Source organism: Chitinophaga polysaccharea (assembly GCF_902150045.1).
Classification (GTDB): Bacteria; Bacteroidota; Bacteroidia; order Chitinophagales; family Chitinophagaceae; genus Chitinophaga; species Chitinophaga polysaccharea_A.
On record NZ_CABFVU010000002.1, the window covers coordinates 1078068 to 1092248 of the forward strand.

Here is a 14181-nt window from a genome sequence, read left to right on the forward strand (position 1 = left end):
CACTATACTAAGACGACACATTTGGAAAATGGGTGAATGAGAAAACCGTTATCCCGCTTGCTTAAAAAAATTAATAATTGTCAAATTAACATTTTATCATACAGACGCCTTATATTTAACCTCAATGTCCCAAACGAATATTATCCGCTTTATCTAATCAACCAGCCTAAAAAGTATTTTTATGCCTGAATATCCGGGAGATGAAGTTATACTTACATTATTAAAAACAGGAAATGCCGGTGACGCCTTCGAGGTTATTTTTAAGAAGTATTACCGGCTGATGTGGACCAAAGCATATCTCGGCACCAGCGATGCGGTGGCGGCAGACGATCTTGTTCAGTTGGTATTGAGCAGTATGTGGGAAAAGAAGTTGTACCGGAATATAAAAGGCTGTCTTAAAAGTTACCTGCTCACTGCTGTCCGTAACCAGATAAATGATTACCATAAAGTGAAACAAAGGGCGCTGAGAAAGATTGAGAGATATGCGGAAACAGTTGATGAGCTGTGCATACCGGAAAAGGACACAGACGACAGATGGAGCGCGCAGGAACAACTGCACCGGCAGCTGCATGAATTGCTGAGCGAGCTTCCGGCCCAGCGCCAGCGGGCATTTACGCTTGTATATATGCAGCAGAAAAAATATCATGAAGTGGCCGACAATATGGGTATCAGCATCAATTCACTGAAAACCCATCTTAAAATAGCTGTTAAAACACTGCGTAGCAAACTGCATCCACCAGTATCGGAATGAAATGTACTGTAAGCGTTTACTTCTCTCATTAAGTTTACTATCAATGACCTCTTATAAGCAATATATTGATCAATTAATGCTGGAAAAGCTGTCCGGGAACATTTCCGGGGAAGACGACCATGCGCTGCAGGAGCTTATGGCCGCCGATCCGGCGTTAAAAGATATGTTCGCCCGCCTGCAGCATCAGCTCAATGATCCTGCCGCCCGGCAATACCTGCAACAGCTGAACGAATCACAGTTGTGGGAAGAAAGAAAGCATCTCTTTAAGAAAAATAATACGAAGGTACTATACCGGGTAGCTGCCGGTTTATTGCTGCTGCTGGGAAGCGCTGCATACCTGTTTTTTTTCTTTTCCCGGGAACAGGCGCAACATCCTGTTGCTGCTGTAAAACACACCGCGCCGGGCAATAGTATTATCCTGCAGATGGCTAACGGGCAAACTGTTAATCTTTCTGATACCACCCAGTCGTCGTTGCTCAGCATCGGCTCTGCACAGATGAGGGTATCGCCCAAAAGTTTGCAATATGAGTCGGCCAGCGCCGATGCCCCTGCAACGATGAACCTGCTGCAGGTGCCCGCCGGGAAAGATTACAAGCTTACATTGCCGGACAGTACAGAAATATGGCTGAACGCCATGTCTGAAATCAGGTTCCCGGTGTCGTTCAACGGGCGTACCCGGGAAGTTTTTGTAAACGGGGAAGCGTATTTTTCCGTTCATAAAGATGTTAACCATCCTTTTATTGTGCATACAGGGCAGTTTTCTGTTAATGTGCTGGGCACCGCATTTAATATCAATACCTACAGCAGCAACAGTCCTCGGCTCTCGCTTTCATCGGGCAAAGTGTCCCTGAAAAGTAAAACAGGTAATCAAAGCGTGCAGCTGTTGCCCGGATATGAAGCCATTTACAATCCCCAACAGGGCAATGGTTTCAGGATCGACGAGTTTAATGCGCGGAATACGCTTGCATGGCTGGAAGGAAAATATTATTTCAGGAATACCCCGTTAAAAGAAATAGCCATTGTAATCAGGCGCCTGTTTGATGTGACCGTACAATTTAATACACCGGGGGCAGAAGGAATTACAGTTAGCGGCGTGCTCACCAAAAAAGACGGGTTGCCGGAGTTTATGGATAATTTGTCGAAGACCACGGATATTAAGTATCAGCTCACGGGAAGCGTGCTCCAGATCCTTTGAGCAATGCCTGCTTAAAATCTTCCTTAAAAGGGAACCGATTTACCTGCATCCCTGATAAAGGATGCATTTTTTTTGTTTGTATCGCCACCTGGTCTTAAAAGCATTATATCATCGCTTAATTATTTCTTACCGTATTAAATTAGCGTCTGTGAGACAATTATACTATCAATTTCGACAAATAAGCCATTGCTTAAAAGCGGGTTCCTGTATTTTTGTTTTATCAGCAGGCGTTAGCACGACATTGACAACAGTAAAAAAATCCGTTCCACATGAAAAAAATAGTATCTAATCTTACCTTTCTTCTATTGTTTACTATAACTGCTTTTACCCAGGATATTATTGAGCATGCACCTCCCGGTTTTGACGCATTGCGTGCTGATATACCACATGGCCGCATTGATACCATCACCTATAACTCAGTAACAGTGGGCAATCTGCGTAAAGCGCTGATATATTTGCCACCGGGATTTTCAAAGATGAATAAATACCCGGTGTTATACCTGTTGCATGGCATTGGCGGCGACGAAATGGAATGGCTGAAAGGCGGCACGCCACAGGTAGTGCTGGATAACCTGTATGCCGGGGGGAAAATTGAGCCAATGATCGTTGTTATGCCTAACGGAAGGGCTATGAAAGACGACCGGGCTACCGGTAATATCATGGCTCCCGACAAAGTGCAGGCGTTTGCCACTTTTGAAAAAGATCTGTTGAACGATCTTATTCCCTATATACAAAAGAAATATCCCGTTTACACAGACAGGGAACACAGGGCCATTGCCGGCTTGTCGATGGGAGGAGGGCAGTCGCTGAACTTTGGGTTGGGTAACCTGGATACGTTTGCCTGGATAGGCGGCTTTTCGTCTGCTCCGAACACCAAAACACCGGAACAGCTGGTACCGGATCCTGCAGCAGCAAGACAGAAAATAAAACTGCTCTGGATCTCCTGCGGCGCCAGCGACGGGTTAATTTCCTTCAGCAAACGTACACATGATTACCTGCAAAAAAACAATGTGCCGCATATCTATTACATTGAGCCTGGCGTACATGACTTTAAGGTATGGAAAAACGGGTTGTTTATGTTTTCCCAGCTGATATTTAAACCGGTGGATACTGCTACGTTCTCAAAATACCCCGTAGAGGGCGCACCTGCCGAAACCAATGTACGCAATGCAAAGTATCCACAGGTATTGGCCGACCACCGGGTTGTTTTCCACATCAAAGCGCCCGAAGCGCGGAAGGTCCAGGTTGACCTGGGCCGCAAGTATGACATGGTGAAAGACAGCACCGGTGTATGAACAGTAACAACGGATTCCATAAGCGAAGGATTTCATTATTATTCCCTGCTGATAGACGATGTAGCAGTTGCAGATCCCGCCAGTGAAACCTTTTACGGCATGGGAAGAATGGCAAGCGGTATTGAAATACCGTTTGCCGGCGGTAATTATTACGCATTAAGAGATGTGCCGCATGGAGAGATCCGGACCAGGAAATACTTCTCAAAGGTTACCGGTTCATGGCGACAGCTGTGTATCTATGTTCCGCCGGGTTACGAGGCAAATACCAACGAGAAATATCCTGTGCTCTATATTTTGCATGGTGGCGGCGAAGACGAAACGGGATGGGCCATGCAAGGTAAAACGGATCTGATCATGGATAACCTGATCGCCTCAGGGAAAGCGGGGCCTATGCTGGTGGTTATGCCTGATGCGAATGTTGGCGGCACTGCTTTCAGTGAATCTCCGTTGAAAACATTTGAAGCAGAGCTAAAAGAGGTTATTATTCCGCTGGTGGAAAAAAATTACCGTGCAGACACCTCTGCAAAGAAAAGGGCATTGGCCGGTTTATCTATGGGAGGCATACATACGCTTTAAAAGCGGTCCGTACTGGAAGTGCAGGTGAAAGTGTTGCAGCAGGCCACCTTACGATCCGCGCAAGATCTTCTCCATTTTCCGCCCTTTTGCCAATTCATCCACCAGTTTATCCAGGTACCGGGCCTGTTGCGTTAAAGGATTTTCGATTTCCTCTACACGGTACCCGCAAATTACGCCGGTAATGAGGTGAGCATTGGGGTTTAGCGAAGCACGCTGAAAGAACGTTTCAAAAGTTACTTTTTCTTTTATTAATTCCTGCAGTTTCCTGTTATCGAAGCCTGTTAGCCATTCTATGACCTGATGTAACTCCTCGGTTGTTCTGCCTTTCTTTTCTATCTTTTGGACGTACAATGGATAGACCGAGGCAAAGATCATTTTTGCGATACGCTGATCCTGTGTGTTTGAATTGCCCATATCCTGTATTTTTAACGTTTTAGAATAATGTGTGTTGCATTTTCCCCGTTTATTTTTTCGACTTGATTGAAACCCAGGGCAGGTATATCAATTCCTGAAAAGAGGTGCTCTCCTGATCCGAAAAAACGGGTGAGAATGTCAATTGCATTTCTTTTCCATTTGCCACCTTTTTGGCTTCCTCAAGCGCAGGCTCGATACCACCTGTGGTCCGAACATATTACGCCCCATGATCCAGGAGCCTATATTCTCCATTGACTTCTGAACGATGTTATCCACACCTGTCCCGCTGTTACCATCCGTTTTTTGAAACATCCATGTGTGAAGTTCTTCGCCTCTTATGCCGAGTGGATCTTTCAGGCTCTGACGTGGTCCTGCTCCGAACCCATCCATGGAAACTGAAAATGCCGCTATTTTGATCTTGCCCATAACTTATTTTTAGGTATTTCGTAATCAGAGGTTTGAGTAACGTTTGTGTATGATGCCGTAATTTTAATAGTAATAACCTTTTTTGCTCGCTTTATTGCGTGAACTTATTACGCTAAAATTAATGATATGAACTGGATTATTTTAATTATCGCTGGCCTGTTCGAGGTAGCATTTACCTCCAGCCTCGGAAAAGCAAAGGAATCAACAGGTACAGCCATGTATTTATGGTACGGTGCTTTCCTGTTTTCATTAGTGGCCAGTATGCTTTTACTGATGAAGGCTACTCAAAGTCTGCCTCTGGGAACCGCCTATGCTGTATGGACAGGTATTGGCGCAGTTGGTACTGCCCTGATGGGGATCTTCGTTTTTAATGAACCTGCCCATTTTTGGAGAATGTTCTTTATTGTAACATTGATAGCCTCTATTGTTGGATTGAAGGCGGCATCACATTAATCATCTTAAGATGAAGCGATATACACGCGGATTAGGCGTTTTGCGCCGAAGGGAATAAGCCCCGATAAACATCGGGGCCGTATACCTAACCTACAACTGTTTACACTGTATGTGTAATTGTTACCCATAAGTGAACAGAAGATATAATCTGTTTTATGTTCAGCCTTCCTGCCACTTATGAGGTACACCCGATGGAGGGCCGCTTACGACGTCGGGAAAGACGGTCAAGTATACCATCTACAATCAGGTACATGGCAGGCACCACAAAAAGCGTGAGGATCATAGAACTTGTGAGCCCCCCAATGATTACCCAGGCCATCCCGTTTTTTATCTCTGCTGCCGCGCCTTTTGCCATTGCTATGGGCAACATACCAAAAATCATTGCGAGCGTTGTCATCAGAATTGGACGAAGCCTTTCCCTGCCTGCTTCTATCAGCGCTTCCACAGTTCCATATTCCTCCTCTTTGAGTTTATTTGTAAAGTCGACAATGAGAATAGCATTTTTGGAGACCAACACCAAAAGCATAATCATCCCAATGATCGTAAAGATGTTTAATGTTTCCATAGTCAGGGCCAGCGCCAGCAATGCACCAATCAGCGCACTGGTGAGGCAATGGTTCAAAACAACGTTTGCGGAATGGGGCGACATATGGTTTGAGCTATTCGATAATGCTAATGTGCCGGTATTGATACGACCTCAATATTCCATTCCTTTAGACCAAACATGGGAGGCGAAACCCAACCTGACTTTACTTGGAGATGCGGCTCACATCATGGCGCCTTCCGGTGAAGGGGTAAATTTGGCTATGCTTGATGCGCTTGAATTAAGTGAATGTCTCACTAATGAGCATTTTAAAGACACACAAACTGCCATTGCAGCTTATGAAACAGTTATGCGTGAACGTGCCGCACAAGAGGCAGCGACATCATTTGAGATGATAGAATGGATGCACGCCGAAAATGCGCAGGGCAGGATAGTTGAGTTTTTCAAAGGGATAACGGCGTAAAAAATGAGTCGTTGGGAGCAAACGAACTAAAAAGAAACGACAATTAACCAAGACAAACCGAATCAACAAGAAAAAATAGTATGTCAGACAAAGCCACTGAACTTACGGATCTGCATCCGGATATCATTAAATTTCAAAATGATATTTTAACCAGATAGGCTGTAGAAAATCAAACAGCCAAAAAAGCCAGATCGTTTTTGTTGGTTCGTCATCGATAGAAATCTTCCCAATTGATCTGGATCTTAACCTGGATAAAGTAATTTATAACCGAGGGGTGCGGGCGGCGACAGGTCTGCTGATGGAGCAATAAAATAGTGCAAATCAGCCTGTTGATTTGGATAAAAAAAGGAAACGATCAAACCTGATCGTTTCCTTAAGTGCGGGAGATGGGAGTGGGTTAGAACTTTTCAGGCAAATTCCAAGAGCTTTGGATAGGGCTGTCAAAGACGAGTGGCGAGGTTTTGAGGGGGGTGACAAAAATTGATATGAAGGTTCCTCCGGCAGGAAAAACGTATTATTCCCTGCAATAATACAGAAAAGCTCCCTTAACCTCTCTTCACTTCCCCTCCACATCGGGTACACATTCTCTCCACATCAGGACCACCTTCCTCCCGTCTTTCTCATAGGTATCCCTTATCTGACAAACATATCATCCCCATAGCATACGCCAAACACAGCAACAGAAGTCTTCCCGTTTTCCACTGATAAAGCGGGTAGCGCCACAACTTATTAAACAGGTTTAATAATATTTTATCTGGGTGTACTTATTTTGCAAAAAGTTCATGAAAAACCTCCCTGCATAATTCATTGCTCAGGAGCCTGGTCTGATAGCCAATTTTTCGAATGGAGTTAAGGTATAAGGAAACTTAGGTCATTTCTAATAAAATAAGGGACATAATTAAAAGTTGCAGCTGATACTTAAAATGAAGAAAAGAAAATCTTAATTACCCTGGCTGATGTTAAGGGCACAAATTTAGAAATTTTAAATCAACCGAAAATACATTGTACCTATGCAAAAAAAGTTGCATTGCCGGCCCTGTATTTCTTTCATGGCACATATGCCACTTTCACTGCCAACAGAAAAGCGTAAACAAGACGTGTTGCAGTTTCCGCTACAAGTAATGAAAATGGTTTGTGTTATGAAGCGGGGGATGCTTCTGGCACTCCTTGCCGTTTGTTGCTCATTTTTCAAAGGTCAAGCGCAAACGGATACTCCGATTGGCGCCGGCGCCGCGCAGCAAATCAAGGAAGATAGCGCCAGTACCCGAATGCTGAAGGGCAGGATAACAGACAGCGAAACACGGAAGCCGGTAGTACGCGCAAGTATCCGGTCATCCGATGAAAGCGCCGGCGTCTTCAGTGATGAAGATGGCCGTTTCGCTATTCCGGTAAACAGTATGTACGTAACGCTGACGGTGAGCAATGTGGGCTACCAGACCAGGAAGATCAAAGTTGCCGGGGCCGACTTCCTGGATGTTCAGCTAAGCCGGGCAGTCACCACCCTGCAGGACGTTTACGTTACCACTGGTATGTTCAACAGGCGCAAGGAGTCATTTACCGGCGCCACCAGCACATTTACCGGAGAAGAATTGCGAAGGACGGGTACGCTCAATGTGCTACAAAGCCTGAAAACACTTGATCCCTCATTCATCATCCAGGGAAACAATGTGATGGGTTCAGACCCCAATCAGCTTCCTAAAATAGAATTAAGAGGTAAAACCAGCATTAATCCAATGTCTGGCCAGGCTATCAATGACATATATGCCCGCGATCCCAATCAACCCTTATTCATCCTTGATGGTATGGAAACCACTCTCCAGCGGATCGTAGACCTGGATGTCAACCGGGTAGCCTTGATTACCGTTCTGAAAGATGCGGCTTCTACCGCCTTGTATGGCTCTAAAGCTGCCAACGGCGTAGTAGTAATTGAAACCGTAAGGCCCAAAGCCGGGGAGTTCAGGATCTCCTATGCTGCTAACGGAAACCTGCAAATTCCCGACCTGCGTAGTTATAATATGATGAATGCAGCAGAGCACCTCGAATTCCAGCGGCTTTCCGGTATGTATAAAGAAAACGACTATGTAGCCGGCTTCCCTAATATCAATCTTTATAACCAAAGACTAAAGGAAGTGCAGAAGGGTGTAAACAGCTACTGGCTCAACATTCCCTTAAGAAATGTATTCAATATAGGTCATTCTCTTAGTATATCTGGCGGCGATCAGAAAGTCACCTATGGACTGGGGTTAAACTACCAGGATGCCAAAGGCATTATGAAGGGATCCGGCAAAACAACCTGGGGAGGCAATATCTACCTGGGATATAGAACCGGGAAGATCAATATTACGAACCAGCTGTACATTGATGGAAGCCAAAGCACCAACTCCCCCTACGGTAGCTTCTCCCAATATGTAACCCTCAGTCCTTATTACCGGAAAACGGACGGAGCAGGCAATCTGAATACCAACAGGTACCTCGAGGAATATCAATACGATCCAGGCAACTACGCCTTGCCTGAGGTTATCCAGATCGGCAATCCCCTCTATAATGCAACGCTGAATGGTTTCGACAAATCCAATAGCACCACCATTTCCAATGACCTGAACCTGATATGGGATGTTCTTAAAGACATCCGGCTTTCTGCTGGCCTGCAGATACGTAAAACATTTCACAATAGCAGCGTATACGTGCCGGCATTTAATACCAGCTTCGATGGCAAGACCGTTTATGAGAAGGGAAGTATGCGTGAAGGGAAAAGCAACGATCTTGGTTACCAGGCATTCCTGGGCGCAGCCTATAACAAAATAATACAGGATGTGCACAGTATCACCTTCAATGTAAGAGGAAGCGTTCAGAATAGTAAGAACGAAAGCATCAAGTCAGATTTTGTGGGCTTCCCGGTTGGTGTGGATGGCATTCCCTCCTTCGCTTTCGGTTATCGCCCCAATTCCAAACCTCAATACTTTAACGTCACATCCAGAAGCGTTAGCCTGCTGAGCAGCCTGAACTATTCATTCGATGGAAGATACAACCTGGATTTGACTTATACCATTGACGGTTCCAATAGCTTTGGATCCAATAACCTTTTTACCCCCTTCTGGTCAGCAGGCATTGGCTGGAATATTAACAGGGAGAAATTCTTTCAATCTGCAGGATGGCTCGACCAGCTCCGGCTAAGGGGCAACATTGGTATCAATGGCAACCAGGGTTTCGGAAGATTTCTATCTAACACCTCCTACAAGTACTTGCCTGGTTCAGGGCTCTTCGGTCAGGGTTTGAATATCAAACAGCTGGGCAATCCTGATCTCCAGTGGCAAAAAACCACCCAAACCAGCCTTGGACTGGATCTCAGTTTGCTCAAACGGCGTGTGTTCATGACATTAAATGCTTACCGTAAATTCACCGATCCCCTGGTAGTACCCGTATCTATGCCTACTTCAACCGGTCTTTCAGACATTTCAAACAACGTAGGAGCGCTCACTATCACTGGTATGGAGCTGGACCTGCAGGTGACCCCCATCCGGCGCCCGGCCAACAATCTTTTGTGGACCTTGGGTATTAACGGCGCTATCGTAAAAGGCAAGTACAGCAAGCTGTCTGGCTTGCTTCAGAATTTCAACAAAGCGGCCGGGGAATCAAATTCTCTCCAGCGTTATTATGATGGATACAGTCCTGATGACATATGGGCAGTACGTTCGCTTGGAATAGACCCTATGACCGGAGCCGAGATATTTCTAACAAAAAACAACATGTATACAGATCATTATCGGCCTGAAGACATTGTAAAAATAGGCAATAGTCAACCCAAAGTTCAAGGGGTGATCAGCAGTAGCCTGAGTTTCAAAGACTTCCGGCTATCCGCTTACCTGAGGTATACACTGGGAGCATCGTCATTCAATGAAACGCTCTACAATAAAGTAGAAAACATATCATTTGTCGATCTGAGGAACAACCAGGATAAGAGGGCCCTGTATAAGCGATGGAAAAATCCGGGGGATGTGAGTTTCTTCCGCGCCATTTCCACTACAGAAACTACTCCTAGGTCTTCCAGGTTTGTACAAACAGAAAATCTTCTTGCCGGCGAATCAATCAATGCGTCTTATAGCTTTCGGCAGGACAAGGGCCGCTGGCTCCGGTACATCGGCATGCGGGAGCTCAGATGCTCCGTGACCATGAATGATATCTTCCGCCTCACCAATGTGCAGGTAGAAAGAGGTACAGACTATCCTTTTGCGGAGAACATCTCTTTTACGATCAATGCTTATTTCTAAAACACAACACATGAACCGGTACATAAATTGCCTGGCACTCCTCTCTTCTTTGTTTTGCGCAGTTTCCTGCAAAAAATTCCTGGACGTAAAACCGGTAGATGAATTTTTGGAAGAGACCGTGTATAACAGCGAAGCCTCCATTAATAGCGCAGTTACCGGCATCTATATGAATATGGCTGATGAAGGGCTGTATGGCGGTAATTTAACGGCAACCACCATGGACGTACTGGCGCAATATTACAGCCCTAATAATCTCGAAAAAACTGATTTCAACGGCGTAGTTAAATTTAGCTATGATGAAAAGGAAGTTAAAGAGAAATTTAGTGCAGTATGGGAACAATCTTACCGTAATGTGCTGAATATAAATGTGCTCCTGGAAAAGATCGCTGCCACTCCGTCAACAGTGCTTGCTGACAGCAGGAAAGAGGTACTCCGGGGTGAAATGTATGCCTTAAGAGCTATGCACCACTTCGAGCTGCTGCGGGTGTTTGGGCCGGTAGTGGCTACAGCACCGTCTGAAATCTCGATTCCCTATTACAGCGAGCCCTCCAAAGCTGCCAACCCTTTGCTGCCGGCAGCAGCTGTACTGGATAAAGTGTTGGCCGACCTTGATAGCGCTATCAGTAAGCTAGGCAGTGATCCGGTCCGTACAGAAGGCGTAAAGCCTCTTTCAGGGACAGATGTATTTGCGGATTTTTATAAGCTGCGTAATCACCGGATGAACTATTTTTCAGCGCTGGCATTGAAAGCGAGGGTAGCGCTATATAAGAATGATAAAGCCCTGGCACTGAAATGCGCACAACAGGTAATTGACGAAGCTACTCCATATTTTCCCTGGTCGCCGGCCGCTGCGTCTTTGCCCGGGATCGAAAATCCTGACAGGATCTTTTCTTCTGAGATTCTCTTCGGTATTGAGAACATTAATCTGTATACCCTTCAACGCAATTACTTCAATGCGGGCATAACCGCAGGAAAACTGCTCGCTCCAACATCTGATAAACTGACATCCGTTTACGGTTATTCCAATGATTTCCGTTATAGATCGTCCTGGATACTGGATCAGTCCTCCAACAAAAATTACAAAACATTCTACAAGTTCACAGAAGTAAACGACAAGGAAAGCCCGGTAAGATATTTCCAGCCCCTGATACGGATATCTGAAATGTACTACATCGCGGCAGAATGTACCAGCAATACTGCCGGGGCAAGCGTATATCTGAACAGGGTCCGCGCCAACCGTGGGCTACCGGATATTACAGCCGTAAATGATATCAGCACGGAACTGACGAAAGAATACGCCAGGGAATTCTGGGGCGAAGGACAGCTTTTCTTCTATTACAAAAGAAATAACTTCCCTGCAATCCCTGATCCGCTGAGCCCGGAAGCAACCATATCCATGGGAAAAAGGCAATACAAGATTCCCTTGCCTGATTCTGAAACCCGTAACCGCTAAAAACGAACTGATGAAACACTTTATCATAATATACATCCTGTTAGGGTGTCTGCTGGCAAGCTGTAAAAAGTCGGAACTGATGACCTATCAAGGTTCAGACAATATTTTCTTTAATAATAATTCCAGTGATTCTGCAACTGTGTCCTTTTACCGGGATACTACGGCTTATACCGACTATGATGTTACTGTAAAGGTCTGGGGCCGGATGTCCGATAAAGACAGACCTGTCAAAGTGGTGATAGATGATATTGCATCCACTGCTGTAGCGGGGATAAATTATCTGCCATTGCAAGATACCTTTTCGGTAAAAGCAAATACAGATAAGGCTACGATCAGGATAAGGCTGCTGAAAGAAAAGGCCCAGGCAGGCGAGATATTCGTGCTGGCATTAAAGGTCCTCCCCAATCAATATTTCGCTGTAGAGCCACGGCCTGCCGTGCCATTATCAAATGGCAAAGTGCTTCACAAGGATCGCTTCAGCATATATTTTGGGTATAGATATTATATCCCGCCGTACTGGGATACCTACCGCTCCTACCTGGGCACTTATTCAGAGAAAAAAATAAAGTTGCTTATAGAGATAACTGGCATCGATATTATACGGTTTTATAAGAAATCGTTAAAAGAAAATTATAACACTGCCCAATGCCGCACCTTTGCCCGGAAGCTTCAGTCATACCTGAATAATGAAAAAGAAAAGGGTAATATCATCCGGGATGAAAATGGCAATGTCATAAAAATGGGAGGAGATGCCCAGTAGTATGTTTTTTATTGCATAAATGATAACCAGAAAATGATAAATACCATAAAAAGTACGATGACCAGGTTATTGCTGATCCTGGGTGTTTACGGACTCGCCATTTCCTGTCAGAAAGACAAAGGCAATTACATTTATCATGATATCAATGAGATTACCATTAATGATCTTGATTCGATATACTATGTTTTTAATGGAGATCCGCTGAGGATTAGCCCCAGGCTTGTGTTTTCCAAAGATGCGCAACCAGATACTGCCAACTATAGGTATGAATGGTTTCAGGGACTTGAGAAAGGATTCACAGGCTGGAGACCCCAATTGATATTTTCCGGCCTGAATATAGATACCGTGCTGAATATGGACCTTGGGACCACCCAGATGTACTTTCGGGTAACGGACAAACGTACCGGGATATACACCCTGAAACCCTTCCTGTTATCTATATACAATAAAGCATACATGGGATGGCTCGTTTTATCCGATGTCAATGGGGAAGCGCGTTTGGACATGTTGTCTACTTATAAGGCAGAGAACAGGCTGTATAAAAACATCCTGGACACCATGCATTCCGATGTCAAGCTTTCCGGTGCACCGGTTTCCGTGGGATTTCTGCGGTACAATGGCATGAGTGATGGGGGTATGTTTTACAATGTCATTGTAACTTCCGAGGGAGGCTGGATCACAAACAGAGATGAACTAAAAAATTTACCAGAAGCCGGTTTCGATCAGCTTGTTCCCGGAAATCCTCCCAGCTATGATAAAGCCAGCCTGGAATACAGCATTTTCCATGTAGACATGTATAACAATGGCAACGTCTATCACAAGGGCTACTGGGATGATAGATTCGTTGGGCCTGTCAACAACCTGGAAGAAATAACAGATAATAATAGCCCTGGCAGGGCAGTCAGGTATAAAGCTGCTCCATATTTCGCCGGCGCGGCAGATAATGTAATGATATTGTTTAATTCAGAAAATAAAAAATTCTATCGTTACCCCGGATCGGGAACCCTCACGTTTCCACTTGAAATGCCAGGAGTTCAGCAACGGGGCCTTGACCTTGTGTATATGACATATATATCCTACAACGGAGGAGAAGCTGTTGCCATACTGAAAGATACCGCTTCCCTGAAACATTACCTGCTGCGATTTACCGCCGATGGCAAAACAAATTATTACGCAGAAATGCCAGCAGAGGAAATTGGCCAGGCAACACAATTTGCTGTGAGCCCGGTGACCGGCTATATTTTTTACGAATCTGGCAGCAAGTTGTATGAATATGACTTCGACCTGAAGCAGTCTTTTAAAATGCTGGACCTTGACGGCGAAACCATCAGCAAAATAGCTTTCCATAAATTCCAGCAACCCGACGCCAATATTACTCCCTATGCAGCTATGTACCTGGAGATGGAGCGGGACCTTATTGTATGTACATATAAGAACAGTAATCCTTCCAACACAGGGAAACTCAGTATTTACAAAGTTCCTGATGGCAATAAACCGCTGGAGCCAAGACAATTTTTCGAGGGCTTTGGTAAAATTGTAAGTTTTACGTTCAGAGAAAGGTAACTGAAACGTAATACACCTGT

The 14181-nt window shown here is 44.9% G+C and carries 13 protein-coding genes; 10 read left to right on the forward strand and 3 right to left on the reverse strand.

Annotation, left to right across the window (positions count from 1 at the left end; all coding sequences use genetic code 11):
- Positions 1 to 181: 181 nt before the first annotated feature.
- The 4 genes from FN124_RS19125 to FN124_RS31500 all read left to right on the forward strand — a co-directional run bounded on the left by FN124_RS19125 (position 182) and on the right by FN124_RS31500 (position 3817).
- Positions 182 to 751, forward strand: a complete 570-nt coding sequence (locus FN124_RS19125; protein WP_142686352.1) for an RNA polymerase sigma factor — start codon at positions 182 to 184, stop codon at positions 749 to 751.
- Between the two features lie 43 nt (positions 752 to 794).
- On the forward strand, positions 795 to 1946 hold the full coding sequence (locus FN124_RS19130; RefSeq protein WP_185937264.1) for a FecR family protein: 1152 nt from the start codon (positions 795 to 797) through the stop codon (positions 1944 to 1946).
- 269 nt (positions 1947 to 2215) lie between these two features.
- A complete protein-coding gene (locus tag FN124_RS31495) occupies positions 2216 to 3241 on the forward strand; it encodes an alpha/beta hydrolase-fold protein (RefSeq protein ID WP_260607513.1) in 1026 nt (341 codons plus the stop codon).
- 99 nt (positions 3242 to 3340) lie between these two features.
- The gene (locus FN124_RS31500; protein ID WP_260607514.1) at positions 3341 to 3817 is read left to right on the forward strand and encodes an alpha/beta hydrolase; all 477 of its coding nucleotides are present in this window, start codon (positions 3341 to 3343) and stop codon (positions 3815 to 3817) included.
- A gap of 48 nt (positions 3818 to 3865) precedes the next feature.
- Here the strand turns inward: FN124_RS31500 and FN124_RS19140 are convergent, their stop codons facing one another.
- Together FN124_RS19140 and FN124_RS19145 are read right to left on the reverse strand one after the other, a co-directional pair.
- A complete protein-coding gene (locus FN124_RS19140) occupies positions 3866 to 4231 on the reverse strand; it encodes a DUF2200 domain-containing protein (RefSeq protein ID WP_142686355.1) in 366 nt (121 codons plus the stop codon).
- A gap of 138 nt (positions 4232 to 4369) precedes the next feature.
- On the reverse strand, positions 4370 to 4657 hold the full coding sequence (locus FN124_RS19145; RefSeq protein WP_221887830.1) for a hypothetical protein: 288 nt from the start codon (positions 4655 to 4657) through the stop codon (positions 4370 to 4372).
- 126 nt (positions 4658 to 4783) lie between these two features.
- Between FN124_RS19145 and FN124_RS19150 the strand changes: the two genes are divergently transcribed.
- Positions 4784 to 5110, forward strand: coding sequence for a DMT family transporter (locus FN124_RS19150; protein ID WP_142686357.1), 327 nt, complete (start codon positions 4784 to 4786; stop codon positions 5108 to 5110).
- A gap of 175 nt (positions 5111 to 5285) precedes the next feature.
- Here the strand turns inward: FN124_RS19150 and FN124_RS19155 are convergent, their stop codons facing one another.
- Positions 5286 to 5759 carry an efflux RND transporter permease subunit gene (locus tag FN124_RS19155; RefSeq protein ID WP_312847232.1) on the reverse strand — a complete coding sequence of 158 codons (474 nt, stop codon included), beginning with the start codon at positions 5757 to 5759 and terminating at the stop codon, positions 5286 to 5288.
- Here FN124_RS19155 and FN124_RS19160 point away from each other — a divergent pair.
- The 5 genes from FN124_RS19160 to FN124_RS19180 all read left to right on the forward strand — a co-directional run bounded on the left by FN124_RS19160 (position 5659) and on the right by FN124_RS19180 (position 14161).
- On the forward strand, positions 5659 to 6117 hold the full coding sequence (locus FN124_RS19160; RefSeq protein ID WP_260607540.1) for an FAD-dependent oxidoreductase: 459 nt from the start codon (positions 5659 to 5661) through the stop codon (positions 6115 to 6117). The genes FN124_RS19155 and FN124_RS19160 overlap by 101 nt on opposite strands.
- Positions 6118 to 7256: 1139 nt before the next feature.
- A complete protein-coding gene (locus FN124_RS19165) occupies positions 7257 to 10385 on the forward strand; it encodes a SusC/RagA family TonB-linked outer membrane protein (protein ID WP_185937265.1) in 3129 nt (1042 codons plus the stop codon).
- A 10-nt stretch (positions 10386 to 10395) separates the two neighbouring features.
- Entirely contained in the window at positions 10396 to 11838 is a 1443-nt protein-coding gene (locus FN124_RS19170; protein WP_185937266.1) for a RagB/SusD family nutrient uptake outer membrane protein, read from the forward strand.
- Between the two features lie 79 nt (positions 11839 to 11917).
- The gene (locus tag FN124_RS19175) at positions 11918 to 12598 is read left to right on the forward strand and encodes a DUF4843 domain-containing protein (protein ID WP_185937267.1); all 681 of its coding nucleotides are present in this window, start codon (positions 11918 to 11920) and stop codon (positions 12596 to 12598) included.
- A 57-nt stretch (positions 12599 to 12655) separates the two neighbouring features.
- The gene (locus FN124_RS19180; protein ID WP_185937268.1) at positions 12656 to 14161 is read left to right on the forward strand and encodes a PKD-like family lipoprotein; all 1506 of its coding nucleotides are present in this window, start codon (positions 12656 to 12658) and stop codon (positions 14159 to 14161) included.
- The last annotated feature ends 20 nt before the right edge of the window (positions 14162 to 14181 follow it).

Coding starts and splice junctions, on each gene's coding strand:
- FN124_RS31500 (WP_260607514.1), top strand. CDS start 3,341: ATGGGAAGAATGGCAAGCGGTATTGAAATACCGTTTGCCGGCGGTAAT.
- FN124_RS31495 (WP_260607513.1), top strand. CDS start 2,216: ATGAAAAAAATAGTATCTAATCTTACCTTTCTTCTATTGTTTACTATA.
- FN124_RS19160 (WP_260607540.1), top strand. CDS start 5,659: ATGTTTAATGTTTCCATAGTCAGGGCCAGCGCCAGCAATGCACCAATC.
- FN124_RS19145 (WP_221887830.1), bottom strand. CDS start 4,657: ATGGGCAAGATCAAAATAGCGGCATTTTCAGTTTCCATGGATGGGTTC.
- FN124_RS19140 (WP_142686355.1), bottom strand. CDS start 4,231: ATGGGCAATTCAAACACACAGGATCAGCGTATCGCAAAAATGATCTTT.
- FN124_RS19170 (WP_185937266.1), top strand. CDS start 10,396: ATGAACCGGTACATAAATTGCCTGGCACTCCTCTCTTCTTTGTTTTGC.
- FN124_RS19150 (WP_142686357.1), top strand. CDS start 4,784: ATGAACTGGATTATTTTAATTATCGCTGGCCTGTTCGAGGTAGCATTT.
- FN124_RS19155 (WP_312847232.1), bottom strand. CDS start 5,759: ATGTCGCCCCATTCCGCAAACGTTGTTTTGAACCATTGCCTCACCAGT.
- FN124_RS19130 (WP_185937264.1), top strand. CDS start 795: ATGACCTCTTATAAGCAATATATTGATCAATTAATGCTGGAAAAGCTG.
- FN124_RS19180 (WP_185937268.1), top strand. CDS start 12,656: ATGACCAGGTTATTGCTGATCCTGGGTGTTTACGGACTCGCCATTTCC.
- FN124_RS19165 (WP_185937265.1), top strand. CDS start 7,257: ATGAAGCGGGGGATGCTTCTGGCACTCCTTGCCGTTTGTTGCTCATTT.
- FN124_RS19175 (WP_185937267.1), top strand. CDS start 11,918: ATGACCTATCAAGGTTCAGACAATATTTTCTTTAATAATAATTCCAGT.
- FN124_RS19125 (WP_142686352.1), top strand. CDS start 182: ATGCCTGAATATCCGGGAGATGAAGTTATACTTACATTATTAAAAACA.